This window comes from Streptosporangium sp. 'caverna' (assembly GCF_003203775.1).
Taxonomy (GTDB): Bacteria; Actinomycetota; Actinomycetes; order Streptosporangiales; family Streptosporangiaceae; genus Streptosporangium; species Streptosporangium subroseum.
Genome location: NZ_CP029711.1, coordinates 68351 through 92547 on the forward strand (window position 1 = coordinate 68351; position 24197 = coordinate 92547).

General features: G+C 68.1%; 28 protein-coding genes. 15 read left to right on the plus strand and 13 right to left on the minus strand.

Features of this window, described 5'->3' with window-relative positions:
* Positions 1 to 36: 36 nt before the first annotated feature.
* Both DKM19_RS00325 and DKM19_RS00330 read left to right on the plus strand, forming a co-directional pair.
* Positions 37 to 750: a GNAT family N-acetyltransferase gene (locus DKM19_RS00325; protein ID WP_110693969.1), complete on the plus strand. Its 714-nt coding sequence runs from the start codon at positions 37 to 39 to the stop codon at positions 748 to 750.
* Positions 747 to 1700 carry a lysophospholipid acyltransferase family protein gene (locus tag DKM19_RS00330; protein WP_204358597.1) on the plus strand — a complete coding sequence of 318 codons (954 nt, stop codon included), beginning with the start codon at positions 747 to 749 and terminating at the stop codon, positions 1698 to 1700. The genes DKM19_RS00325 and DKM19_RS00330 overlap by 4 nt, the downstream gene beginning before the upstream one ends.
* A 195-nt stretch (positions 1701 to 1895) precedes the next feature.
* On the opposite strand, the gene DKM19_RS00335 is transcribed toward DKM19_RS00330, so the two are convergent.
* The 4 genes from DKM19_RS00335 to DKM19_RS00355 form a co-directional block, all read right to left on the minus strand.
* Positions 1896 to 2576, minus strand: coding sequence for a response regulator transcription factor (locus DKM19_RS00335; RefSeq protein ID WP_110693970.1), 681 nt, complete (start codon positions 2574 to 2576; stop codon positions 1896 to 1898).
* Positions 2577 to 2845: 269 nt separating this feature from the next.
* Positions 2846 to 3418: a DUF11 domain-containing protein gene (locus tag DKM19_RS00340; protein WP_110693971.1), complete on the minus strand. Its 573-nt coding sequence runs from the start codon at positions 3416 to 3418 to the stop codon at positions 2846 to 2848.
* Between the two features lie 468 nt (positions 3419 to 3886).
* Entirely contained in the window at positions 3887 to 5134 is a 1248-nt protein-coding gene (locus tag DKM19_RS00345; RefSeq protein WP_239514014.1) for an S-adenosylmethionine:tRNA ribosyltransferase-isomerase, read from the minus strand.
* A 73-nt stretch (positions 5135 to 5207) separates the two neighbouring features.
* Positions 5208 to 5888, minus strand: a complete 681-nt coding sequence (locus tag DKM19_RS00355) for an SDR family oxidoreductase (RefSeq protein ID WP_110693972.1) — start codon at positions 5886 to 5888, stop codon at positions 5208 to 5210.
* Positions 5889 to 6011: 123 nt separating this feature from the next.
* On the opposite strand from DKM19_RS00355, the gene DKM19_RS00360 reads away from it, so the two are divergent.
* Together DKM19_RS00360 and DKM19_RS00365 are read left to right on the plus strand one after the other, a co-directional pair.
* Entirely contained in the window at positions 6012 to 7142 is a 1131-nt protein-coding gene (locus tag DKM19_RS00360; protein WP_110693973.1) for a GAF domain-containing sensor histidine kinase, read from the plus strand.
* Positions 7139 to 7804, plus strand: coding sequence for a response regulator transcription factor (locus DKM19_RS00365; RefSeq protein WP_204359007.1), 666 nt, complete (start codon positions 7139 to 7141; stop codon positions 7802 to 7804). Before DKM19_RS00360 ends, DKM19_RS00365 begins: the two co-directional genes overlap by 4 nt.
* A gap of 149 nt (positions 7805 to 7953) precedes the next feature.
* Here DKM19_RS00365 and DKM19_RS00370 read toward each other — a convergent pair whose 3' ends face one another.
* On the minus strand, positions 7954 to 8673 hold the full coding sequence (locus DKM19_RS00370) for a hypothetical protein (RefSeq protein WP_110693975.1): 720 nt from the start codon (positions 8671 to 8673) through the stop codon (positions 7954 to 7956).
* A 68-nt stretch (positions 8674 to 8741) separates the two neighbouring features.
* On the opposite strand from DKM19_RS00370, the gene DKM19_RS00375 reads away from it, so the two are divergent.
* From DKM19_RS00375 to DKM19_RS52445, 4 genes are all read left to right on the plus strand, one after another.
* Positions 8742 to 9536, plus strand: coding sequence for an ABC transporter ATP-binding protein (locus DKM19_RS00375; RefSeq protein WP_089208957.1), 795 nt, complete (start codon positions 8742 to 8744; stop codon positions 9534 to 9536).
* 195 nt (positions 9537 to 9731) lie between these two features.
* Positions 9732 to 10646 (plus strand): SPFH domain-containing protein, encoded by a 915-nt coding sequence (locus tag DKM19_RS00380; RefSeq protein WP_110693976.1) that lies wholly within the window; start codon positions 9732 to 9734, stop codon positions 10644 to 10646.
* 81 nt (positions 10647 to 10727) lie between these two features.
* Positions 10728 to 11483 (plus strand): sulfite exporter TauE/SafE family protein, encoded by a 756-nt coding sequence (locus DKM19_RS00385; RefSeq protein WP_110693977.1) that lies wholly within the window; start codon positions 10728 to 10730, stop codon positions 11481 to 11483.
* Positions 11484 to 11606: 123 nt separating this feature from the next.
* Positions 11607 to 11741 carry a hypothetical protein gene (locus DKM19_RS52445; RefSeq protein ID WP_255415492.1) on the plus strand — a complete coding sequence of 45 codons (135 nt, stop codon included), beginning with the start codon at positions 11607 to 11609 and terminating at the stop codon, positions 11739 to 11741.
* A 199-nt stretch (positions 11742 to 11940) separates the two neighbouring features.
* Here the strand turns inward: DKM19_RS52445 and DKM19_RS00395 are convergent, their stop codons facing one another.
* The 4 genes from DKM19_RS00395 to DKM19_RS00410 all read right to left on the minus strand — a co-directional run bounded on the left by DKM19_RS00395 (position 11941) and on the right by DKM19_RS00410 (position 14760).
* Positions 11941 to 12807 carry a Rieske 2Fe-2S domain-containing protein gene (locus tag DKM19_RS00395; RefSeq protein WP_239514015.1) on the minus strand — a complete coding sequence of 289 codons (867 nt, stop codon included), beginning with the start codon at positions 12805 to 12807 and terminating at the stop codon, positions 11941 to 11943.
* Positions 12808 to 12895: 88 nt separating this feature from the next.
* Positions 12896 to 13450, minus strand: coding sequence for an HD family hydrolase (locus DKM19_RS00400; RefSeq protein WP_239514561.1), 555 nt, complete (start codon positions 13448 to 13450; stop codon positions 12896 to 12898).
* A 409-nt stretch (positions 13451 to 13859) separates the two neighbouring features.
* The gene (locus DKM19_RS00405) at positions 13860 to 14513 is read right to left on the minus strand and encodes a hypothetical protein (RefSeq protein WP_110693980.1); all 654 of its coding nucleotides are present in this window, start codon (positions 14511 to 14513) and stop codon (positions 13860 to 13862) included.
* The gene (locus tag DKM19_RS00410; protein ID WP_110693981.1) at positions 14500 to 14760 is read right to left on the minus strand and encodes a hypothetical protein; all 261 of its coding nucleotides are present in this window, start codon (positions 14758 to 14760) and stop codon (positions 14500 to 14502) included. The genes DKM19_RS00405 and DKM19_RS00410 overlap by 14 nt, the downstream gene beginning before the upstream one ends.
* Before the next feature lie 442 nt (positions 14761 to 15202).
* On the opposite strand from DKM19_RS00410, the gene DKM19_RS00415 reads away from it, so the two are divergent.
* The 4 genes from DKM19_RS00415 (at position 15203) to DKM19_RS00430 (ending at position 17445) form a co-directional block, all read left to right on the plus strand.
* Entirely contained in the window at positions 15203 to 16078 is an 876-nt protein-coding gene (locus DKM19_RS00415) for a helix-turn-helix transcriptional regulator (RefSeq protein WP_204358598.1), read from the plus strand.
* A gap of 72 nt (positions 16079 to 16150) precedes the next feature.
* Complete coding sequence (locus DKM19_RS00420) at positions 16151 to 16330, plus strand: DUF397 domain-containing protein (protein ID WP_369987732.1); 180 nt, start codon at positions 16151 to 16153, stop codon at positions 16328 to 16330.
* Between the two features lie 384 nt (positions 16331 to 16714).
* On the plus strand, positions 16715 to 17149 hold the full coding sequence (locus DKM19_RS00425; protein ID WP_162641162.1) for a hypothetical protein: 435 nt from the start codon (positions 16715 to 16717) through the stop codon (positions 17147 to 17149).
* 95 nt (positions 17150 to 17244) lie between these two features.
* Positions 17245 to 17445 carry a DUF397 domain-containing protein gene (locus DKM19_RS00430; RefSeq protein WP_110693984.1) on the plus strand — a complete coding sequence of 67 codons (201 nt, stop codon included), beginning with the start codon at positions 17245 to 17247 and terminating at the stop codon, positions 17443 to 17445.
* A 112-nt stretch (positions 17446 to 17557) separates the two neighbouring features.
* Here the strand turns inward: DKM19_RS00430 and DKM19_RS00435 are convergent, their stop codons facing one another.
* Positions 17558 to 19012 carry a catalase gene (locus DKM19_RS00435; protein ID WP_110693985.1) on the minus strand — a complete coding sequence of 485 codons (1455 nt, stop codon included), beginning with the start codon at positions 19010 to 19012 and terminating at the stop codon, positions 17558 to 17560.
* Between the two features lie 25 nt (positions 19013 to 19037).
* Positions 19038 to 19466 (minus strand): Fur family transcriptional regulator, encoded by a 429-nt coding sequence (locus tag DKM19_RS00440; protein ID WP_110705394.1) that lies wholly within the window; start codon positions 19464 to 19466, stop codon positions 19038 to 19040.
* A 125-nt stretch (positions 19467 to 19591) separates the two neighbouring features.
* Between DKM19_RS00440 and DKM19_RS00445 the strand changes: the two genes are divergently transcribed.
* Complete coding sequence (locus DKM19_RS00445; protein ID WP_110693986.1) at positions 19592 to 20692, plus strand: CapA family protein; 1101 nt, start codon at positions 19592 to 19594, stop codon at positions 20690 to 20692.
* 244 nt (positions 20693 to 20936) lie between these two features.
* Entirely contained in the window at positions 20937 to 21575 is a 639-nt protein-coding gene (locus DKM19_RS00450) for a TetR family transcriptional regulator (protein ID WP_089209011.1), read from the plus strand.
* Here the strand turns inward: DKM19_RS00450 and DKM19_RS00455 are convergent.
* On the minus strand, positions 21551 to 22126 hold the full coding sequence (locus DKM19_RS00455; RefSeq protein ID WP_162641163.1) for a hypothetical protein: 576 nt from the start codon (positions 22124 to 22126) through the stop codon (positions 21551 to 21553). The two genes, DKM19_RS00450 and DKM19_RS00455, sit on opposite strands and share 25 nt — an antisense overlap.
* Positions 22127 to 22304: 178 nt before the next feature.
* On the opposite strand from DKM19_RS00455, the gene DKM19_RS00460 reads away from it, so the two are divergent.
* A complete protein-coding gene (locus tag DKM19_RS00460) occupies positions 22305 to 22835 on the plus strand; it encodes a tol-pal system YbgF family protein (RefSeq protein WP_239514016.1) in 531 nt (176 codons plus the stop codon).
* A 345-nt stretch (positions 22836 to 23180) separates the two neighbouring features.
* Here DKM19_RS00460 and DKM19_RS00465 read toward each other — a convergent pair whose 3' ends face one another.
* Positions 23181 to 24155 (minus strand): pentapeptide repeat-containing protein, encoded by a 975-nt coding sequence (locus DKM19_RS00465; protein WP_110693988.1) that lies wholly within the window; start codon positions 24153 to 24155, stop codon positions 23181 to 23183.
* Positions 24156 to 24197: the final 42 nt, after the last annotated feature.

Consider the following 24197-nt stretch of genomic DNA (forward strand, 5'->3'; position numbering starts at 1 on the left):
AGGTCCAGCGTCACTTATGGGTGTCTTCATGAACCCATGACGACCCTTCCCGCAGAGCCACGAGTCGCTCGCTACACCGTCGGGCTGGCCAGTACCGCTGTCGAGATGCGCGAGGCCCAGCGCCTGCGCCACCAGGTCTTCGCCGAGGAGATGGGTGCTCGGCTGGACAGTCCCATCACAGGTCTGGACGTCGATCCGCTCGACGCCTACTGTGACCACCTGCTGGTACGGCACGGCGACACGGGCGAGGTCGTCGGCACCTACCGGCTGCTCACCCCTCGCCGGGCCGACCGGCTCTACTCCGACTCCGAATTCGATCTCAGCGCGCTGGCCGGGATCCGGCCGGGCATGGTCGAGGCGGGCAGGGCCTGCGTGCACGCCGACCATCGGGGCGGTGCGGTGCTCGGGCTGATGTGGGCGGGCATCGCGCGTTACATGGTCGCCGGGGGGTACGAGTGGCTGGCCGGGTGCTGCTCGGTCCCGGTGTCCTCCGCCGCCGGGGTCATGCAGCGGGTGCCGCTCTCCCCGCCGGAGTATCGCGTCACCCCCCACCGTCCCCTGCAGGTCGACCCGAGCTCCGACCGGACCGTGCTGCCTCCCCTGATGCGCGGCTACGTCCGGCTGGGCGCGTGGATCTGCGGCCCGCCCGCCTACGACCCCGACTTCGACGTGGCCGACTTCTTCGTGCTGCTCTCGATGGCCAACGCCGACCCCCGCTACCTGCGTCACTTCCTGGGAGAGCAGGCGTGAACCCCTGGCTGCCGGTGGCGCCGTGCATGCCCACCACCTGTCTCATCCCCTCGGACGCGAGGGCCGCCTGGCCGCGCAGGACCCTGCGGCTGGCGGCCGCCGTGGTCCTGATCCTGGCCGGTACGGCGTTCGCGCTCCTCACCCACGTGCTCGGTACGGCGGAGCGGGTCCGGTTGACGAGCATCTGGTCCCGGCTGCTGCTGCGGGCTCTCGGTGTCCGGATCGAGGTACGGCAGGGCTTCGCGTTCCTGGCCGGGTCGGCCGAGCGCGGTTTCGCCCCCGTTTCGAGGGCGAAACTGGTCGTGGCCGGCTCTGTCTCGGGCGTCTCGGGCGTCTCGGGCGTCTCGGGCGTCTCCGGTGTCACCGGTGTCACCGGCTCGGGGGCGGCTCCGCTGATCGTGGCCAACCACGTGTCCTGGCTGGATCCGCTCGTCATGGCGGCCGCGCTGCCGTGCCGCCTGCTCGCGAAGCGGGAGGTCCAGGGATGGCCGGTGATCGGCATGCTGGCGGCCGGGTCGGGCGCCCTGTTCATCGACAGGGACCGGCTGTCGGCGCTGCCCGAGGCGGTCGGCGAGGTGGCCAGGGCCCTCGGGGAAGGCCACCCGGTGATGGCCTTCCCCGAGGGCACCACCTGGTGCGGCCGTGAGATGGGCGCCTTCCGCCCGGCCGTGTTCCAGGCGGCACTGGACGCCGAGGCCCCGGTCCGCCCGGTCGCGCTGCGCTACGTGGACGTCGACGGCGCCCTCGCCACCGGTTCCACCTTCGTGGGCGACGACACGCTTCTGGCCTCCATCCAGAGGGTGGTCGCCTTCCGCCGTCTGGTCGTGGAGGTGACCATGCTTCCTCCGGTGACCGCGGAGAACCGCCGCGTCCTGGCGTGGAAGGCCGAGGCCTCGGTCGCTTCGGTGATCATGGAATCGGCGAGGCACACGGTTCCCGCCGCGGCCTAGGGCCGCGGCCCGCGGTTCCCACGGCGGCCCGGAAGCGTGGTTCGTGGTCCTGCGGCGGCCCGGAAGCGTGGTTCGTGGTCCTGCGACGGCCCGGAAGCGTGGTTCGTGGTCCTGCGACGGCCTGGAACCGTGGTCCTGCGGTGACCTGGAGCGCGGGGCGCGATGTCCGGTGCGCCGTCGGCGACCGGTGCGTTTCTAGGCCGACCCGAGATAAGCGATGACCGCGGCCACCCGGCGGTGGGTGTCGGGGCTGTTCTCCAGGGCGAGCTTCATGAAGATCGAGTTCACGTGTTTCTCGATCGCGGAGACCGACAGGTGCAGGGCCCGGGCGATGCCCCCGTTGGACAGGCCGTGTGCCATCTCCCTGAGCACGTCCAGCTCCCTGGGCGTCAGTTCGGCGGGCGGGGGAGTGTCACGCACCCCGCGCTTGGCCAGCAGACCCTCCACCACCTTGGGGTCGATCACCGATCCGCCCCCGGCCACCGACCTGATGGCGCCGAGCAACTCGTCGATGTCTCCGACCCGGTCCTTGAGCAGGTAGGCCCTGCCCTCGGTGCCGTCCCTGAACAGGTCCAGGGCGAACATCGCGTCGGAGAACTGGGAGAGCACCACGACCCCGATGTCCCGCGAGGAGGCCCGGATCCGGTGCGCGGCGTCGATGCCCTCCATGCCCGGCCGTACGAGCTCGGCCGATCCGGGCATCCGGATGTCGGTCACCACCACGTCGGGCCGGAGCCGCTGAGCGGCGTCGAGCAGCTCGTCGGCGGTGCCCACGGCCGCCACCACCTCGATCTCCCCCGAGGCCTCCAGGAGCCGGCGGGTGCCCTCGCGCACCAGATAGTGGTCCTCGGCCAGGACGACCCTGAGCTCAGCCATGGGCCACACGGTGTGCGGAATCGGTCATGGGGGAAATCATGCCGGGCGGGCGGTCCCGGCGCATATGAGGCTGTCCACACTTCGTACGGCGGACGCGAGGGACGGCGGGGGCCGGGTGCCTGCCGTACGGCGGGTGCGCGGACGCCTCGCCCGGGTCGAACGCCGAGAGCCCCCGCCCCGAAGGGACGGAGGCTCCGGTGGCGGGCATCACCGGCCGGTCGATGCCCCATCGGAGCGGCGGCGGGCCGGGTTCGTGCGCCGGGGTACGGCTAGCGCGCGACGCGCGTGCTGTGGTTCTTGCCGAAGAACCAGCTCTTGACGCCGAGGCGCTCGAGCTCGTCACGGCTGAGGGTCTCCGCGCCCGTGGGCACGTCGTAGGCCGCCACGCCGAGGGTGGACTTCAGCGTGCCCTTGGCGGTCTTCGCGACCTTGAACGCGAACTTGAAGGAGATGGACTCCTTGACCTTGAGGTTCTTGTCCACGGCGCAGACCAGGATCTGCTCCTCGGTGATGCACTCGCTCTCGGCGGGGCCCTGGTAGGTCCACTTGCCGCTGAGGATGACGCTCTTGGGGAACTGGGCCAGGATGAAGTAGGCGCCTGCGTCGGAGACGTACGGGCCGGAGTTCGTGGCCTTGATGGTGTAGGTGATCTTTTGGCCGGGACGGACCGTCTTGGAGGCCGCAGCCTGGACGACGAAGGTGGAGAACGGGTCGTCGGCCTTCTTGACGGCCGCGGCGGGAGCCTTGGCGGGAGCGGCCGAGGCCGGTCCGGCGAGCAGGAACGTGCCCGCGAGCGGTGCGACCAGGGCAAGAGCGGCGATCTTAGAGATCGGGTGGCGCATTAAACGTCTCCCAGTTGGGGGGGACGGGGACGCTGTGATCGTCCCCGTTCAAGTCGCAGCGTTTTATCACATATAGCGAGAAAAAGTAAATTTATTATCTTTATTACGCTATTCCGAGCCGACTCTCGGAGCGGCGCCGTATCGAGTGTCGGAGTGTCCCGCGCCGGCCGTCCCGCCCCATGTGGACAGCCTCGGATGCTTCGGGTATGCGGGAAATTCATCGAAAAGAGATGTACGGACTATCGGGGGAACCGGGTTCTCGGCCCCGGCACTTCAGACGCACACCCATGCGGAGATTAAGGGCGTTCCGGGTATCGGTTACGCCCGTTGGAACGCGGGCCGACGCCATGGCGAACTCGCCGCTATAGCGCGGGCGCCGCCCTTACCTCCGTTCTGAATTCGGTGCCCCTCGTGGATTGCCGTGATCGGCGGATGAGGGCCGGCGGGAAAGCCCCGCCGGATGACCGGCTAGCTCAGGATCAGGTGGACATCTCCGAACTCGTGCCAGAGATAACCCTCCCTGAGAGCCTCCGCGTAGGACCTGGAGAGCAACTCGCCACCGGCGATCGCCGACAGCATCAGCAGGTGACTGGAGCGTGGCTCGTGCAAGCCGGTGATCAGGCCGTTCACCGCCCTCACCCCGGCGGAGGGCGTCACGATGTGGGAGGTCCAGCCGCGCGCGGCCCGTACGCGGCCGGTGGCCAGCGCGGCCGTCTCCAGCGCCCGCACCACGGTCGTGCCCACGGCGATCACCCGGCTGCCCGACTCGCGTGCGAGTTCCACCTGCCGCGCGGTGGTCTCGGGCACTTCAAACCACTCCGGATAGGGCGGCTCGTTCTTCTCCGGCGAGGCCACCCCCGTGTGCAGGGTGATCGGCGCCATGCCGATCCCGCGTGACACCAGCTCGGTCACCAGGCCGGTGGTGAACGGCCGTCCCGCGCTGGGCATCTCCGCGCTTCCGGGGCGCACCCCGAACACGGTCTGGTAGTCGGCCAGCGGCCAGTCCTCGTCCACGTAGGAGTAGCGGATCGGCACGCCGTACCGGTGGAGGTAGGCGGGGACCTCGCGGTCGAGCCTGGCCCGCCACAGACGCGGCGTCTCCCGCTCCAGCAGCCGCAGGGTGGCCCCGCCGGGCAGCGGCAGCCACTCCCCTCCGGCGCCGCCCGGATAGGGCTCGCTGGCCGTCCGCATCCGGCGGCGCAGCTCGACCAGCCAGGTTCCGTCCTCTCGCTCGGTCGAGAAGTGCACCGCGAGCCGATCGAGCCGGACCGCGGCGGGGAGCGTGGCGGAGTTGTTGACGACCAGCAGATCACCGGGTTCCAGCAGGCTGGGCAGGTCGGCGAACGTGCGGTGGCTGATCTCACCGCCTCTCCCACGGGTCTCCCTGGCCTTCCCATGGGTGTCTTCGGCGCTCTCGCGTGTTCCTGCGACGTCACCGTTGCTCCCATGGGGCTCTCGGGTGTCCGTACGGGTCTCGCCGTTGTTCCCACGGGGTTCTCGGTTGTCCGTAGGGGGCTCTTCGGGACTTCCACGGGTCTCCAGGGCCTTCCCGCGGGTCCCTTCGGTGCTTCCGCGCGTCTCTCCGACACCACCGCGCGAGACCAGCAGCCGCACTCCGTCGCGGGCCAGCCCGCGGGCCTCGGGTGGCTCGTGCGCCTCCAGGTCGTACGGGAGTACGAAGTCCGATGCCATGGCGTCCGTCGTCGGTGTGCTCACGATTCCTCCTTCGCCGTTCCGATCCGCGTGCCGCCGGGATCGCCGGCCCGTTCGCGTCGTTCGCGTCGGCCGCTCATTCGTGCCTCACCCGTCCGCTGGCCGGGCGCTCCGCGATCAGCCGCCGCAGGGTGGGGACGACCGCCTCCGGGCCTGCGGCCGCCGAGGCCTCCTCGGCGCCGACCGCGTCGGCGAGCATGGCCGTGTTCATCTCGCCCGGGTCCACCCACCAGACCAGGACGTCGGGCTCCTCGGCGGCCAGCACGCCGGAGATCTGCTCCAGGGCGGCCTTGGTCGCGCCGTACCCGCCCCAGCCCTCGTAGGGCTCCACAGCGGCGTCGGAGGAGATGTTGACGATTGCCCCGCGCCGCTCCCTGAGCCCACGCAGGGTCAGCTGGATCAGCGCCAGCGGAGCCAGCACGTTGGATCTGAACAGATCTTCGAGGGTGTCGATCGGATAGCCGGCCAGGGGCGGCAGCGGGACCGCGCCCAACCCGGACGCGTTGTTGACGAGCAGGTCCAGCCCACCCTGATCGTGTACGGCATGCGCCAGCCGGTCCCGGTGGCCCGGGTCGGCGACGTCTCCGGCGATGGCGAGGGCGCCGAGCTCGTCCGCGACGGGTTTCAGCGCGTCCACGCCCCGTGCGGTGAGGATGAGCCGCCAGCCGTCGGCGGCCAGGGAACGAGCGAGCGCGAGGCCGAGGCCACGGGAGGCGCCGGTGATGAGTGCTGTCTTCGTCGTGTCTTGACGGGTCATGTCTCGACGGTATGAACCGCATGCCTCCCGCACATCGGGCGCAGGACCGGGGCGGCCCTGCGCTGATGGACCTAGGACCGACGGCCGAGCGCGGTCGCGAGCACGGGGGCCTAGAGTTTTTTCATGAACGAAGACCGGGACGCGGTGCTGCACGCGGTGAGTTCCGCGGTGCTCGCCGTGACCAGGCACCTCTCGGTCAGGGAGGTGCTCCAGGTCATCGTGCGGTCCGCCCGGCAGCTGCTGGACGCCCGCTACGCCGCGCTCGGCGTGCCCGACGACCAGGGGGCGTTCGCCGAGTTCGTCGCCGACGGCATCTCCGACGAGCAGTGGGACGCCATCGGGCCCATGCCCCGCCAGCACGGCATGCTGGGCGCGATGCTGCGTGAGGGCGAACCGGTCCGGCTGCCCGACATCCGCAGGGATCCCCGGTTCGAATACTGGCCCCGCGCCCATCCGATTCTCAAGGACTTCCTCGGGGTGCCGGTTCTCGACGGCGATCAGGTGCTCGGGATCATCTTCCTGTCCAACAAGCGGAGTCCCGGGGGGTTCACCGAGGCCGACCAGGGGCTGCTCACCATGTTCGCCGCGCACGCCGCGATCGCGCTCACCAACGCCCGCCTCTACGAGCGCGGCCGGGAGCTGACGCTGGCGGAGGAGCGCACCCGGATGGCCGGGGAGCTGCACGACGCGGTGACCCAGAAGCTGTTCTCGCTCCGGCTCACCGCCCAGGCCGCGGCCTCGCTGGTGGTTCGCGACCCCGACCGGGCGCTGCGGGAGCTCGATCGGGTCGAACGGCTGGCGGGAGAGGCCCTGGCCGAGCTCCGCGCGGTGATCGTGGAGCTCCGCCCGGCCGAGCTCGACCGGCACGGCCTGGCCGAGACGCTCCGCAAGCACGTGCACCTGCTGGACCGGCTTCACCCGGCCTCGTTCACCTTCGAGGAGACCCCGGTGTGCGCGCTCGCGCCGATGACCGAGATGGCCGTCCTCCGGGTGGCCCAGGAGGCGCTGCACAACGCCTCCCGGCACTCGGCGGCGGGCGTCGTCAGCGTACGGCTGGGCTATGAGGACGGGCGCGTGGTCCTGGAGGTGCGCGACGACGGGGCGGGGTTCGACGTGGACGTCGCCGCGGGGCGGGGGCTGGGCATCGCGTCGATGGGAGACAGGGCACAGGCCCTGGGCGGGGTCGTACGGGTGAGGTCGGAGCCCGGCCACGGGACACTGGTCAGGATGGAGGTGCCCGCGTGCCCCGTGTGATCCGTGTGCTGATCGCTGACGACCACCCGGTCGTCCGGCAGGGACTGCGCACCTTCCTGGACCTTCAGGACGACCTCGACGTGGTGGGAGAGGCCGCGGACGGCGCGGAGGCGGTCGCCCTGGTGGAGTCCCTCGTCCCGGACGTGCTGCTGCTCGACCTGAAGATGCCGGTCCTCGACGGTCTCGGCACGCTGCTCAGGCTGGGAGAGGGAGGGCCGTTCCCGCGGGTGCTGGTGCTGACCTCGGTGAGCGACAGGGAGGACGTGGCCCCGGCGATGCGGGCCGGGGCGGCCGGCTTCCTCTACAAGGACGTCGAGCCCGCCGCGCTCGTCCAGGCCATCCGCGCGGTCCACGGAGGCCAGATCCTGCTGGCGCCCGAGGCCGCCGAGGCGATGCTGTCGGGGTTGCCCGGGCCGTCGGGGCCGCCGGACTCTGCCGCTCCGGTGGCCGGGCACATGACGTCGCTGACCGACCGGGAGCGCGAGGTGCTCACACTGATCGCCTCGGGGCGCTCCAACCGTGAGATCGCCAGGGAGCTCACCGTGGCGGAGAAGACGGTGAAGACCCACGTCTCCAACGTGCTGATGAAACTGGGGGTCCAGGACAGGACCCAGGCCGCCCTCTACGCCGTGAGGCACGGCCTGGACCGGCCCGGTGGCTGACCGTGTCCCCCGGACCCCTCCACCCGGGAGCGGCGCCCGTTCGGGCAACGGTCGTGTCCGCCGCTCCACCGGTGAGCCGACCGGGTTTCCCACGCCCGGGAGCGGCGCCCGTCCTTGGAACGACCCGGCCGGGGCCCGGAGGCACCCCGCTAGACGAACTCGGTGATCGCGTGATGGGCGGCCACCCGCGCACGCCGTACCGCGCGGTCGAGGTCACGCAGGGCATGGTCTCGGGCGGTGATCTGACCCGAGGTGAGTCCCCGGTCGTCGGCGACGCGCAGCACCGCGTCGAGCCGGGCGGCGAGAGCGGCGACCCGGTGGGCTCGGGCCGGGTAGCCGGGGGCCAGGCCGTCGCTGACGATTTGCACGCGGCGGTGGCCCTGAGCCGGGCCCTCCACACCGAGCAGGGCGTCGGTGGCCGCGCGCATCGCGAGGGTCAGCCCGTGCTCGGCCTCGGCCAGCGAGGGCAGGTCAGGGGTGGTGGTGCCAGCCCCCAGCACGCTCCAGCGAACCCCGGCGTACGATGACCCGCGGCGGTCTCTCATGGGGATGAGGCCGAGGCATCTGCCGGGAAGCACGGCTATCGCAGCCTGCCCCGCCTCGATGGCCGCGGAGTTGAAGGGGGGTGGTCCGGTGAGTCCGAGTGGGTCGCCCGCAATGGGGAGGGCCAGCCGCAGCGACTTCATGCCCTCGATCCGCAGGTCGGCGAGGAATCCGCGGAGGGGAAGGTCGCCGGTGTCTCCGGCGACGAGTTGGGGGCCTGCCTGCCGCTCCACGCGGTCGGCGGCTTCGTCGAGGCCTACCTGCCCCGCGAGCCAGGCGTTGCCCCAGCAGACCAGGGTGGCCGAGATCGGTGAATCAGGATGCACCGATCCACGATATGCGCTTGTCCTGCAATAGGTTTTGTTCCAGGCGATTCACGAGGAGGCGTAAAGGGATGGGCGGTCAGGTGCTTCGGCTACAGGACGTCACCGTCCGCAGGGACGGAGCGGCCCTGCTGCGGGACATCGACTGGACCGTTCATGAGGACGAGCGGTGGGTCGTCATCGGCCCCAACGGCGCGGGCAAGACGACGTTGTTGCAGGTGGTCGGGGCGATGCTGTTCCCCACCGAGGGCATCGTCGAGATCTTGGGCGAGCGGCTCGGCCAGAGTGACGTGTTCGAGTTGCGGCCCCGCATCGGGCTCGCGAGTGCGGCGCTGGTCGAGAAGGTGCCGCCGGAGGAGAAGGTCATCGACCTGGTCCTCACGGCCTCCTACGCGATCCTCGGCCGCTGGACGGAGGAGTACGACTCCAACGACGTCACGCGCGCCGTCGAGCTCATCGACCAGCTCGGCTGTGCGCATCTGATCCGGCGCCGGTTCAACACGCTGTCGGAGGGTGAGCGCAAGCGGGTTCTGATCGCCCGCGCGCTGATGCCGGACCCCGAACTGCTGCTGCTGGACGAGCCGGCCGCCGGGCTGGACGTCGGCGGACGGGAGGATCTGGTCCGCCGCCTGGCGATGTTCGCGAACGATCCGAAGGCGCCGACGATGGTGCTGGTCACCCATCACGTGGAGGAGGTGCCCAGCGGCTTCACCCACGCGCTGCTGCTCCGTCACGGATCGGTGGTCGCCCAGGGCCCGATCGACCAGGTGATGACCGCTGAGAATCTGTCGCGGACCTTCAGCGTCCCGCTCACCTTGGAGCGCGGGCTCGACGGCCGTTGGTACGCACGGGCGCACCACTTCTGAGGTTTTAGCCGGGATTTTCTCGGAGTTCCGGGGCTTTCTCTGAACTCTGGGATTTTCCTGGATTTCTAGGGTCTTTCACGGATCTTTTGGCGCCCTTTTCGAGACCATTATGCGGCGTTCGAAGGCCGATAAAGAAAAAATAAAATATCCTTCCGGAACGAGAGATCCAGGTGACTCGACCGTCCGGAGTGGCTCATGGAATCGCTGGTCGCTGCACTCGTCGTCACGGTAATAGCAGTGCTCGCCCTTTTTAGGGCGGTCCGCATTATTCCGCAGGCCAATGCGGGGATTGTGGAGCGATTCGGCCGTTATCATCGGGCGCTCAGACCCGGGCTGAACCTGATGGTGCCATTCATCGACCGGATGAAGAAGACGATCGATCTGCGCGAGCAGGTCGTCTCCTTCCCGCCGCAGCCGGTGAGCACCTCGGATAATCTCGTCATCTCCATTGACGCGGTCATCTATTTCCAGGTCGTCGATCCCAGGGCGGCGACCTACGAGATCGCCAACCTCCTGATCGCCGTCGAACAGCTCACCGTGACCACGCTGCGCAACGCGGTCGGCGGCATGGATCTCGAGCGCACGCTGACCTCCCGTGAGGAGATCAACAGCGAGTTACGCGGGGCGATGGACCACGCCACCGGCAAGTGGGGCGTCAGGGTCAACCGCATCGAGCTCAAGGCGGTCGACGTTCCCGTCTCGATCCAGGAGTCGATGGAGAAGCAGATGCGCGCCGACCGGGACAAGCGGGCGGCGGTGCTCTCGGCCGAGGGACAGAAGCAGGCGGCCATTCTCGTCGCGGAAGGTCAGAAACACGCCGCGGTGCTCAGAGCCCGCGGTGAGGCCGAGGCCCTGGTGCTCAGGGCCCAGGCCGACGCCGAGGCCAGGGCGATGCGCGCGAAGGGTGAGGCCGAGGCGATCGGCATGCTCTGCCGTGCGATCCACGAGGGCAAGCCGGACCGGGAGTTTCTCGCCTACCAGTATCTGCGGACGCTCCCCGAAATCGCCAAGGGCGACGCCAACAAAGTGTGGATCATGCCGTCGGATATGGGCAGGGTGATCGAGAGCCTGGAGAGCCTGCTCGCCGGTAAGGACACCCCCGCCGCCTGACGGGGCGCGTCCTCCTCCTAGCATCCGGGGAGTGCCGTGCACCGTTCACGGGCGCGAGCCGGACAAGTTGAGGGGGGCGTCATGACGCCGTTGGGGGCCGTTGCGCTCTTCGCTGCCGGAATCTGGGCCGGGGGTATCAACGCCGTCGTCGGCTCGGGGTCGCTGATCACGTTCCCGACGATGCTGGCGTTGGGGTTCCCGCCGGTCGTCGCCAACGTCTGCAACACCATCGGCCTGGTCCCCGGGTCGCTGACCGGTGCGATCGGCTACCGCGCGGAGCTGAAGGGGCAGCGCGACCGGCTGCTCAGGCTGGGAGTGGCCGCGCTCATCAGCTCGTTGATCGGCGGGATGCTCCTGCTCTACCTTCCGCCGGGGGCCTTCAACGTTGTCGTTCCCGTTCTGATCGGCGTGGCGTGCGTGCTGGTCGTGGTGCAGCCGAGGCTCAACAGGTGGCTGCGCGCCCGGCGGGAGCACCCCCGCCCGGATGGAGGCCCCTGGCTCTGGCTCGGCGTCTTCGGGGCCGGGATCTACGGCGGCTACTTCGGCGCGGCCCAGGGCGTGCTGTTCATCGGGTTGCTGGGCAGTTTCCTCGACGACGGCCTGCAGCGGATCAACGCCGCCAAGAACGTGCTCTCGCTGGTGGTCAACGCGGCCGCCGCGGTGCTGTTCATCATGGTCGCGGAGGTGGACTGGCTGGCGGTCCTGATGGTCGCGCTCGGCTCCACGATCGGCGGCTTCCTCGGCGCGAAGGTCGGCCGGAAACTTCCCGCCCCCGTATTGCGCGGATTCATCGTCTGCGTCGGCATCGCCGCGATAATCAAACTGGTGTACGGATAAATCTGCGATGTTTTTGGGTATATAGCACATATGAAGGGTGACAAGGTAGAGATTGTCATTGACGCAGGGGACAGCTCACGCACCTACGAAGTCGCCGCCACCAAAGCGGGTCGCCGGGTTGAGGTGACCAACCTTCGCGGTGGTGTGGTGGAGGTGAGCGAGGTCACCCGGAGCGGTACGGCCGTGCGCACCGCCAGATTCATGTCCAGCAGGGTCCTCGCCCTGGTCGAACACCCGGCCGACGGCAAGTCCGACTGACCGTCCATCCCGCCCAGATCAAGACCCGGGTGGGATGGAGGTCATCCATCCTGCCTGGTTTCCATCCCGCTCAGAGCCCGGATCGGGCTGGGACGAGATGAGACCATCCATTTCGCCCAGCTCGGGCTCGGATTCCACCCAGCCCGGACTCGGGCGGGATGGAGACGATCCACTCCGCCCGGGTTCTATCACGCCCAGGTCAGACCTGGGTGGGACGGACCTGGAGGACGCCGTCACGGCGGATCCGGGTCTCGAAGGACGGCTGCGGGGCCGTGGCGGGACCGTGGACGACGGCTCCGTCGGACAACCGGAAGGTGCTTCCGTGCCAGGGGCACACCACGCAGGAGGTGCCCTCCTCGGAGACCAGCTTCCCTTGATGGAGGGGGCCGGCCAGGTGGGAGCAGCCGTCGGCGAGCACGGTGACCCCGCTGCCGATCCGTAGGACGAACAAGTCGATGTAGCCCAGTCTCCGGGCCACCGGGCGTCCGTCGGGAAGGTCGGTGATGTCGCACAGGTCGTGCCAGCCCAGCGGGACCAGATGGGTGACCGACTCGGCGTGGTTGGCTCCGGCGGCCTGCCGGTAGGCCAGGTGACCGCCGAGGTAACCTCCCATGCCCGCCGCGCCCAGCCCGGCGAACGACAGCATCCGTCCGTTCCGGTCGTGCCCGGCGAGCCGGAACGCCAGCGAGCCGGCGTAGAGCCCGAGGGCGACCAGGTTGGCGATCGCGTGCACGAATCCGACCCGCTGCTGCTCCCGGTGGAGCACCGACCAATCGGTGATGCCCGCGACCGCGGCGGGTATCGCGCCGGCGACCCCGCCCGCGAGCAGTATGCGCGCCGCCCGCGGATCGGAGCGGGTCACGTCGAGCACCGCCGTCGCCACCCAGAACCCCAGGCTGACGTTGGCGAGCGGTGGATGGAGGGGTTTGCCGAGGGGAACTCCATGCAGCAGGTCGCGTAGCCCTCCGGGGCCGATTCGCCGGCGCACGGCCTTGGCGAGCAATCGGATCGGCCTGTCAGCCCTGGTCGACCGTTCGATACGGTCGGTGAGGTCGACTGGAGGCACCAGATCTCTGAAGGTCCGGCGTCCTGTTTTGACTGTTTCCTTCACAATCGCCCCCTTCTAACCCATAGGGACCTACCCGGGAACGGCGTTATGCACGCGCCAAATGTCCCCGCCTGACGGAGAGGGCAATGATCTCGGTGGCGTAGGCGCCGAGCGTCGCCGATCCCTCCTCGATGATTTTCACCTTCTCAAGCACCTGGTCGGCTGTCACCTTGTAGAGCGACCAGGTACCGCCTTCGTTGTGGTGGTTGGCCATGATCGGCGCGATTCGGTCGAGGGCCTTGGCAAACCGGGCTTCGGGAGTCTTGCGCTCTTCGAACTCGTCCCAGAGCGCGCGCAGCCGCATCGTCTGGTCCTCGGGGAGCAATCCGAAGATCCGGTCGGCGGCCTTGCGTTCGATGCCGAGCTGGGCCTCGACGGCGGAGGCGTCGTAGATGAACGTGTCTCCGGCGTCGATCTCGACGATGTCATGGACGAGCAGCATCGCGATGACTCTGTCCAGGTCGGTGCCCGGCGGGGCATGCTCGGCCAAGACCATCGCCAGCATGCCCACGTACCATGAATGCTCGGCGTCGTTCTCGCGCCGCGACCCGTCCATGAGGGTGTTGCGGCGGACGATGCGTCTGAGCTTGTCGATCTCCATGACGAAGGCGAGCTGAGCGTGCAGACGGTCCTGTGCTGGAGGGGTGGTCACCTGCGCAAGCCTAATGCGCGTCGATCCTCCTTTTCCGAGCGACCATGGGATCATGCGCGACCAAGTGTGACGGGGACCCCGTTGAACACGGCGTTTCCGGAGGGGATATCGAACACCGAATCGTCTGCCGGCGTGTTCGCGTCGATTCCCGCGTGTTTGGCCGCGACCAGCTGAGAGGTCCCGGAGTGCCCTCATCCGTGGGGCGGTCTGACCCCTCCCGTGAACTCATGAGGGCGCCGCCCGGGACAAGGGGAAGCCCCGGAGTTCGTGCTCCAGGGCTTCGAAACGGGTCACGAGATCCGGGGCCGCTCCGCACCGAGCGGGGAGATCGTGGCCGGGCTCCCGTCGTGGGTGAAGGTCACGCGGCCATGGGGAAGGCCGTCGTGGCGGGGCGGGTATCGGGCACCTCCTCAAGGTCCCGGCCGGAGCGCAGAGACACCCAGTTCGCCTGCCCGTAGAGCCGGTCGAGTCCCAGGAAGAGCCCGGGGGCCGCCTCCCTGCGGATGATCTCGACAGTGATCAGGTGGGCCCACCTGCGGTGCCGCGCGACCTCGGTCCGCCGGGCGTAGCAGGCCGACGAGAGCTCTCCGGAGAAGGCCTCGAAGTCCTCGGCGCAGATCCCGGCCCGGGCCAGGACGAGAGCCTTCTCCCCGATGGCCGTCGGGGTTATCCACAGGATCAGCGGGAGCCGGCCCGAGCGGGTGTGCATGCCGGTTTCCGCGCACGTCCTCTGGATGCGGTGCCGGGAGACCAGGCACCACATGTGCGCGATCACCCAGTTTCGTCCGAAGCGGGAGGCTGCAGGGGCGCCGACGGTGCCGGCCAGCACCAGGAACGGCAACCAGTCGCCCTTCCCCAAGGAGAGGACAACGGCGGTCACGGCGATGACGCCGGCGGCCAGCAGGGCGATCTCCGTGCGCCAGCGCCACAGCCGGACCAGAGGGCTCGTCCGGTGGGGCAGTGGCTCGTACGGCCGCTCGTAGCGGTTGTTGCGGAGGTTACGCCACGACATTGCCGCTCACCCCCTCGTCGGGAGTGGGCGTGAGAGCGAGGGCGGGAGCGGCGAGGCGTTCAGCCTTGAGGAGGTCGAAGCGGGGGTCGCGGTAGTGCCGGGCCCCGAACCCGGTCCTGGTTACGGTCCAGCCGAGCCGGTGGGCCCATTCATCCTGGTCCATGCAGAGCTCTCGGTCGGAGATGTCGATGAGGTCGAGGATGAAGGCCTTGATTCCATAGAGTCCCTTGGTAACGTGGAAGTACATAGGAAACTCCCTTCGTGGCTTTGACGCGGAGTTCTTGTGCCAACCGGGTCGGTGGCCGCCGGCCCGGTTTTTCTGTGGCGCCTCATCGGCGCCTTCTGGTGCGCGCGACACTGGGCTGTCGTCGGCCGGCTTTCCTGCTCCCCCTGGTGACCTCCCCGCATGACTCCGACATGTGGACGGCGCCGTTGCCGATCAGGCGCGCACCACCCGTAACTCCCGCGCGTGGCCCGCTGAGGGTCTCCCGAAGAACTCCACCGGATGATCATCGGTGGCTTCCCCGATCTTCTGGGAACCTTCCTGATTTGATAGTCGCTCAGGAGAGATTTCCCTGCAAGGCTTGGCGTAAGGAAAGAAGCAATAATCTTTCACACATGCACTGCAACGATCCGTGTAACTTGCACTACCATTTGTTCTGTTCCTGCTGAGGCCATGCCTGCCCGTCATGGTGAAGGAGGTCGCGATGTCTGAGCGCGGTAGTCCGGCGTTTCGCCGGCGTCGGCTGGGCATGGAGCTGCGCAGGCTCCGCGAAAGCCTGAACCTGACTGGTGACGAGGTGGCCGACCGTCTGCTCTGGTCGACCGCCAAGGTAAGTCGCATCGAGAATGCCAAGACGCTGGCCAGCCAGGTTGACGTCGAGGCGCTCGCTGAGCTTTACGGGGTCGAGGAGGCCCTTCGGGGGGTTCTTGTCGCGCTGAGACACGACGCCGCCCAGAAGGGCTGGTGGGAGCGATATCGCAATTCCATTCCCGATGACTACACCATGCTCATCGGAATGGAGGCGGAGGCCACCGTGGTGCGAAGCTGGGAACCCCAGATCGTCCCCGGTCTCCTCCAGACGGAGACGTATGCCTGGAGCCTCTCGCTGGCGAGCCAGCATGCCAGTCAGCTTCCGCCGAGCTGGCTTCAGGATCGGATCGAGATACGGACGGAGCGGCAGCGCACGCTGCTGCACACGGCCGATCCGCTGACTCACGTGAGCGTTCTCCATGAATCCGTGCTGAGGAACCAGTACGGCGACGCGCGCGTCATGCGCGACCAGCTCGTCCATCTGATCGAGGTCTCGGAGCTGGAGCACGTGGAGATGAGGATCCTGCCTCAAGTCGTTCCACCACCGGTATCCACCGGAGCTTTCCTGCACCTGACGTTTCCCGACTTCCCTGACGTCGTCTACGAGGAGTCTCTTCCCGGTGGACGATTGGTGGAAGACGCGGAAACGGTCTACATGTACGAACGCGCCTTCGGCCACCTGATGGAACGGGCTCTCGACGAGGCGGCGTCACAAGAACTGATCAAGAAGACAATCAAGCACTGGAGCTAGTGGCGGGTTTCGACCTGTTGCTGTCCCTCATTTTCGGAAAGAATTATGAACATAAATAATCACAATGATGTGATGTGGAAGAAAAGCACGCGAAGCGCTGTCAACGGCAACTGTGTCGAGGTGGCGACGCTGGGCGAGGGGCGCGTGGGAGTCCGGGACAGTAAGGACTCGGCGGGGCCGGTCCTGGTCTTCACCCCTGAGGAATGGGGTGCTTTCGTCGGGGGGGTGAGGGACGGGGAGTTCGACCTGTAGGAGAAGGGGGCCCGGCGCTCGCGAAATCTGAAATCAGAAAACGGCCCACCGGTTGACAGCCGGGAGCCGCTTTCCTGGACGGCCGCCACTGTGAAAAGTGAGAACGGCCCTGTGACACCGATCAGCCGCGATCGTTGGTAGCGGTCGGCTAATCGAGGCGCCTTACCAGTTCGGCGGAGTGCCAACCGATACGGACACGGGTCCATCTTGTCATGGGCATGATCGATGTGTTGGTCACTTCGTCGGAATATCCCCTACAAGACGGAGTCAAGGATCATGGGTAGTACGCCCTCTAGCAAAGGGTCCAAAAGCTGCACGTTCAAGATCGAACTTTCCGGCGGGGATTGTGTTCCACAGTTCGCCGATGCCCTCAGGGAGGTAGGGATGACTGATCTGGGGGCTTCCGGGCAAGCAACGCTCAGGACCGACAAAGCATCGATCGATGACGCCGGAACCGCGACGGAGGCCTACGAAAGAGCCGAGACGGCGGGTCTAGCTCTTCGTAGTTTCGATTATACGATGCGTGATGGCGGCGTGGAGGGGAACACGCTCGTCATGCGGGTCCCGAACTGCCAGGCCGCCCAGCCGGACGCCTGGGTTACGGTCAGCGGTCCCGCCATCAACCGCTGGGTGGAGACCGTGTGCCGCGTGGCCAAAACCTTCGAGCGCGCGGCCCCCCCGAAGGACCCGCCCGACGATGAGAAACGTATCCGGCGTACGGTGCGGAAGCTGCTTTCGTTCCTTTCGAGGTCGTTTTTCTGGCCGGTGGCGGCAGGTCTCGTGGTTCTCCTTCTGGCGATCTGGCTCGGTCTGCGGTAAGTCATCCCGGTTAGTGGAATATCCCATGCAAGAGCCTTGTGTTTCCCCGCCCCGATGTAATTCTTGGCGTGGTGCTCTTGGATGAGAGGACGGGCATGGATCCTGTCGACCTGTTGATCTGGAAGAAGAGCAGCCGGAGTGCCGCCAACGGCAATTGTGTCGAGGTGACATGCCTCTCCGGGCGCAACATCGGTGTGCGTGACAGCAAGAATCGGACCGGCCCGGTGCTTGTGTTCGATCACGCCGAATGGGCCGCCTTCGTCGGCGGTGTGAAGGGTGGAGAGTTCGACTTCTGAACGCTTCTTCCTGAAAGGGGCTTGCCCATGGCGGTCAGGCCCCTTTCGTGTGCCTGGAGACAGCCGTACGGCCCGCACCCTGGCGAGATGCGGGCCGTACGAACGGGTGTGACTATTCGGTGGTGACGCCCAGGCCCTGGGCGACGCCCTGGCCGAGGTCCTTGTGGATGTTGGTCCAGTATTCGACGACGTGCTTCTTCATCTCGGCCGTGACCTCCGGTGCGGAGGCGTGGCCGACGACGTTGCTCACCAGGTGGGAGCGGTCGGTCTCGGACAGGACGTTCTCCCACAGGGCGCGGGGCTGGGCGTAGTCGTCGTCCTCGCGGTGCAGGGTGTAGGCGGACCGAATGATCTCGCCGCTCACCTGGTAGTTCTCACCCTCGAACAGCGACGGGTCGGCGACGGGGCCACCCGCGGTGTTCGGCGCGTAGACCGGGTCGGCGGGGTTGCTGAAGCGCATGGCGCCGTCCTTGTTGTAGCTGTGGACGGGCACCTTCGGCGCGTTGATCGGCAGCTGCAGGTAGTTGGCGCCGATGCGGTAGCGGTGGGTGTCGGGGTAGGAGAACAGCCGGCCCTGGAGCATCTTGTCCGGGGACGCGCCGATGCCCGGCACCAGGTTGGCGGGCTCGAAGGCGGCCTGCTCCACCTCGGCGAAGTAGTTCGCCGGGTTCCGGTTCAGGGTGAACCTGCCGATCGTGATCTCGGGGTAGTCGGCGTGCGGCCACACCTTGGTCAGGTCGAACGGGTTGAACCGGTAGTCGGCGGCGTCCTCGAACGGCATGACCTGGACGTTCACCGTCCAGGACGGGTGGTCGCCGGTCGCGATCGCGGTGTGCAGGTCGCGGAGGTGGTAGTCGGCGTCCTGCGCGATGATGGCGCCGGCCTCGGCGTCGGTGAAGTTCTTGATGCCCTGGTCGGTCCTGAAGTGATACTTGACCCAGAACTTCTCGCCGCCCGCGTTGTACCACAGGAAGGTGTGGGAGCCGAAGCCGTGCATGTGGCGCCAGGACGCCGGGGTGCCGCGGTCGGTCATCAGGAAGGTGACCTGGTGGGCGCTCTCCGGGGAGTTCGTCCAGAAGTCCCACTGCATGTTGTGGTCACGCAGGTTGGTGTCCGCACGGCGCTTCTGGCTGTGGATGAAGTCCGAGAACTTCTGTGGGTCGCGGATGAAGAAGATCGGCGTGTTGTTGCCGACGAGGTCGTAGTTGCCCTCGTCGGTGTAGAACTTGATCGCGAAGCCGCGCGGGTCACGCTGGGTGTCGGCACTGCCGAGCTCGCCGGCCACCGTGGAGAAGCGCAGGAAGAGCGGGGTCTCCTTGCCCTTTTGGAACAGGCCGGCCTTGGTGAACTGGCTGACGTCCTCGGTGATCTGAAGGACGCCGTGCGCGCCGCCGCCCTTGGCGTGGACCACGCGCTCGGGCACGCGCTCCCGGTTGAACTGCGCCATCTTCTGGATCAGGTAGTGATCCTGCAGGAGAAGGGGCCCGTTGGGGCCTATGGACTGGGAATGCTCGTCACTCGGTGCGGCGATTCCGGCGTCGGTCGTGGTGGTTGGCCTGGTGCTCATAGATGGGTCCTCCGGGGATTCTTCTTCATCGAGAGTCTTCGGCGTCTTGGGAACGACAGTCCGGGCACATGCCCCAAAAGATGACGTCTGCCTCATCAATCAGGTATCCGATATCAGAGACAGGGTCGAGACAGGGGGCGTGGCCGACGGCGCAGTCGACGTCCGTGACCTTCCCGCACCGGCGGCAGACGAGATGGTGATGGTTGTCACCGACTCGCGCCTCATATCGGGCGGGGCTGCCCGCGGGTTCTATCCGGCGGAGCAGTCCTCCTCGGTGCATCGAGTGCAGGGAGTCATAGACGGCTTGCAGGGAGATCTGACCGACTCGACCCCGCACGCCACGGTAGACGGCCTCCACATCCAGGTGGTCGCCCTCCCGTACGGTCTGCATGATCGCCAACCGGGCCGCGGTCACCCGCAGGCCTGCCTGGCGAAGCCGGTCCTCGTCTTCCATGCTCCCCACGCTATGGCTTAAACCTGAATCATTCAACTAAGCGATTCATCCCAGTTTGGAGGAATCGAATCTCGTAGGGCGAGTTATCCCACGGGGTGTTAAGGAGATGGCATCCTCAAATACCGATGGACACGTACCTCACTCGCCGCCTCGCCGCGGCCACCGCTGTCACCCTCTCCGCGATGCTCCTCGTGGCCTGCTCGGCGGCCGAGTCCTCCGTTCCGACGGCCACGCCCGACGTCGCGGAGAAGCCGACCACCTCCACCAAGCCCAAGCCCACGCCCGAGCGCAGGCCGTACACCATCTCCTTCGGCGGTGACGTGCACTTCGAGGGCGTGCTGAGAACCCGGCTGGACGCCGACCCGAAGACCGCGCTCGGCCCGATCGCCAAGGTGCTCAAGGCCTCCGATCTGGCGATGGTCAACCTGGAGACCGCGATCACCACCGGCGGCACCCCCGCCCCGGGCAAGCAGTTCACCTTCCGGGCCCCCGCGGCCGCGCTGACCGCGCTGAAGGCGTCCGGGGTGGACGTCGCGTCCATGGCCAACAACCACGGCATGGACTACATGCAGAGCGGACTGGCCGACTCCCTGTCCGCCGTCAAGCGCTCGAAGTTCCCCATCGTGGGAGTGGGGAAGAACGAGGCCGAGGCGTACAAACCCTGGCGTACGACGGTGAACGGCAACCGTGTCGCCATCATCGGCGCGACCCAGGTGCTGGACGCCGAGTTCATCAACGCGTGGACGGCGACCGACAGCCAGGGAGGCCTGGCGTCGGCCAAGAACGAGCCGCGGTTGATCCAGGAGGTGCGCAAGGCGCGCAAGAACTCCGACACGGTGATCGTCCACCTGCACTGGGGCACCGAACTGCAGAAGTGCCCGAACGAGGCCCAGCTCAGCCTGGCCCCCAAGCTGGTCGCGGCCGGGGCGGACGTCGTGGTGGGCGGTCACGCGCACATCCTGCTCGGGAGCGGTTACCTGAAGAACGGCTACGTCAGTTACGGCCTGGGCAACTTCGCCTTCTACAACTGGGGTCCGGACACGGGCAGGACCGGCGTGCTCACCCTGACCATCAACGGGCGCAAGGTGCTCAAGGACCAGTGGACCCCCGCCTCCATCCAGGGCGGCGTGCCGGTTCCGATCACCGGAGCCGGCAGGCAGCAGGCCGTCAACGGCTGGAAGGCGCTGCGCGACTGCGCGGGCCTGACCGCCAAGCCCGGCTCGTGAGGTGTCTCCAGACCTGATCGGGTTGTTCCGAAGAAGGGGCAACGCGCCCGGTCGTGGGAGACCCTCCTGCGCGCGGGCCGCCGGTCTACGAGCCGCGACCGTCACACCGCCGGCGGGGAGACCTCCTGCACACGAGGTCGTCGGCCGAGTTTCATTCGGCTCCCGTGAGTGGGAGAAATCTTGCGATTGACGAATAAGACCTGACCTGGAGGGGCTGGACAGGCAAGATGGTGGAGTGTCCATCATGCCTGCCGAGGAGCCCGGTGAAGCTCCGCTGCGGCGCCAGCCCACCCAAAGACGGAGCGCACGACGCGTCGAGAGAATGCTCGACGCGTGTGCCGATCTGTTGGACGAGGTCGGCTACGACGCGCTGTCCACCACCCGGATCGCCGAACGCGCCGGAGTCGCGATCGGCTCGGTCTACCAGTTCTTCCCCGACAAACGGGCCGTCATCCAGGCGGTGACCCGGCGCCAGGTGGAGCGGCTCATCTCCCGGATCGGGAGGCGCTTCCTGTCGGAGGACTACGCCGGCTGGTGGGACGCGGTCGACGCGATCATCGACGAGTACGTGGAGATGCACAGGACCGTCCCGGGTTTCCGATCCCTGCACTTCGGTGACGTGGTCGATCTGAACCTGCTCGACGCGGTGTCGGACAACAACACGGTGATCGCCGGACGGCTGCGCGGCCTCCTTCTCCAGGAGTACGGCCTGGCGGACAGCGAGAAGATCGACCTGGCCGTCCTGGTCGCCGTCGAGGCCGGAGACGCGGTGCTCAAGCTCGCCTTCCGTCATGATCCGAAAGGTGCCCCGGAGATCGTGGCCGAGGCCAAGCGTCTGATCCGGGGATATCTGAACCGTCAGTTCGCGGGTTCGTCGGGGTGAGGTGACTCGGGGGCCGGGCTCTCCTGCTGGGCTCTCCGGTAGTGCTCCGGTGGCGTGATCTCCTCGGTGGCGGTGCTCAGCCCGGGGACGGCGAGCCTCTCCCGGTGTTCGCGGTTCTTCCGTCTGCGCTCGAGCTCGGCCAGCCGGCGCCCTTCCTTGACGATCTCCCTGCTGAGACTCGCCTCAAGGAGTCTTTCCCCGCGGATCCTCTCCTGGAGAGATCTCTCCGCCTCGTGTTCCATCGGCCCGGGGACGATCGCGGTGGGCCTGGGCGGTTGTTTCCTCCGCTCCTGGTCGGAGCGGCCCATGGCCGCGCAGGGCGTCGGGGCGGGTTCGGCGGTGGCCCGGGACCGCCGAGCCTGGCGGACCAGCTCGATCTCCTCGGCCAGCGCGTCGTGCCTCTCCTCCCGGAGCCGGTTCTCCAGGGAGAGCAGCTCGCTACGGGCCTTCTCGACGGCGTCCATCCTGGCGGACAGGTATCCGGCGGACCCCGGAACGATCACGGAAACGGCCACCAGGAATGTCAGAGTGAAGGTCGTCTGCTTGGACATGCCCATCGCAGCCCTCCCAACGAGGTCACTCCACTACCAGGAGTCGCGGCTCATATGCCCGTTTTGCTGGAGGGACACGCGCACTGTGACCACTCGTTTACCTAAGGTCATGTGACCAATACCTGCCGTTGTCCGGACGAAATCGAGCGCCGCTCGGTACTCTCGCGATGTGGCGCATGTGACACGTGAGCAACTTGATCGACTGCTTGAGCAGACCCTTTTGGCCGACGATCACGAAGACCTGGCCCGGCGGCTTGAAGCCCTGGTAGAGGCATACGTGACCGGTGACATATCGCGGTCGGCGATCCTCCTGCTGGCGGCGGAGGAGTGGCGGCAGGCCGGACAGCCGGCCAACGCTCTCGACTGTTTCCAGAGGGCGGTGGATGACGGGGGCGAGGTGAGCATCGACCCCCGAGCCGGAATTGCGGACACCCTCTTCGAACTCGAACAGCAGGATGAGGCGCGGGAGGTGATCGAGGCGATACGGGCCGACGGCGGGGTCACCCCCGCCACCGCGCTCACGCTCGCCGAGACCCTTGTCGCCTACGGAGACCTGCGAGAGGCCCATCGCTGGGCCACGGAGGGAGCCCATGAGGCCGTGGAGGGCAGCGGGGAGCACATCGCACTGCTCAGGACCCGCTATCGGATCCGGGTGGATCTGGGCCTTCCTGAAGACGAGCTCGACGCCTTGCTGGACACGTCGCACTGAGTGGCGAGGCGGCCGGCCTCTCGCCTGACTCGCTGCGCCGATGTGGCGGGTACGTCAAGGTGACGGGACGGGCGTGGCCGGAGGTGATCGCCGCGGTCGGCCCTTCGCCCGACCGTGGCGTCGCGGCCTGCCTGTCGTGGCGACGGCCCGGCCGGGACGGTCGCGTTGTGATGACGCGGTCGGTCCTTCGCCTGGCCGCCCGCCGCGCCGGTGTGGCCGGCCCGCCGCGGTGACGAGGCGAGCCCGCCGTGCGACGTGGTCGAGATGTCGCGTAGGCGGGTAAGGGCCGTGACCCGGGGAGCCCCCCGGATCACGGCCCTTACCCACGGGTGATCCGGCCGCCGGCTAGCGGAGCCCGAGATCGCTGGACACCGCGTCAAGGACCGGGTGCTCGGAGGCCCGCGCCGGGCCCTCCTGCGGGGCGACCGCCGCGCCCTCCAGAGGGGTGACCTCCGTGCCTTCCTGCGGGGTGGCGCCGCCCGCGGGGGCCTCGGGCGCGGCCGGGCCCTCCGGCTCGATCATGCCGGGCAGGTCCGTGTCGGCGCCGGGTAGATCCGTGCCGGGCAGGTCCGCGTCCGCGCCGGGAAGGTTTGTGCCGGGGAGGTTCGTGCCGGGCGGGTTGGCGTCCGTGCCGGGAAGGTCAGTGCCGGGAAGGTCCGTACCGGACAGACTCGCGCCGGGCAGGTCCGTGCCGGGCAGGTTCTCCGTGCCGACCACCACCGGGATCGGTCCCGGCAGCGGCACGTCGCCGGTCGGCGCACCGTTCGGTCCGGGGAGGTCCTGGATCCGGGAGACCCGGAACCGGGACCCGTCCAGCCCGGTGTCCGGCCCGCCCGGTGCGCCCGGCAGGCCGGGCAGGTCCGGGGTGGTGGACATGGTGCCGACCCACGGGGAACCGGTGGTGTACGGCTGGCCGAAGGGCGAGGACTGGAAGGAGGCGTCCCCGGCGTCGGTGAAGCCGACCGCCCCGGAGGTCCAGGAGAGGCCGGGCAGACCCGCGGCCCGGGCGAACCGGTCCACGGGCCTCGGCGCCCCGCCGCCGGCGAAGGTCGTCGTCCCGTCACCGGCCGGGGTCATCGTCTCGCCGCCGGGTGTGATGACCCCGACGCCGCCGATCTCGTCGCAGACCCCGGCTGTGTAGCCGGGGTAGCCGGGGTAGCCGGGATACGCGGGGTATCCCGGCGTCACCACGTTCACCACATCCCGGCCCTGGCAGGGCGTGACCCCCGCCGATGCCGGAGCGGTCACCGTCCAGCTCACACTGGCCGTGAGCGCCGCCACCGCGAGGATCCCCCGGATGTTCCGTGATGCGTTCGACATGCGCGTTTCCCTGTTCGTTTTCGGTAATCGGATGAGTGCCGA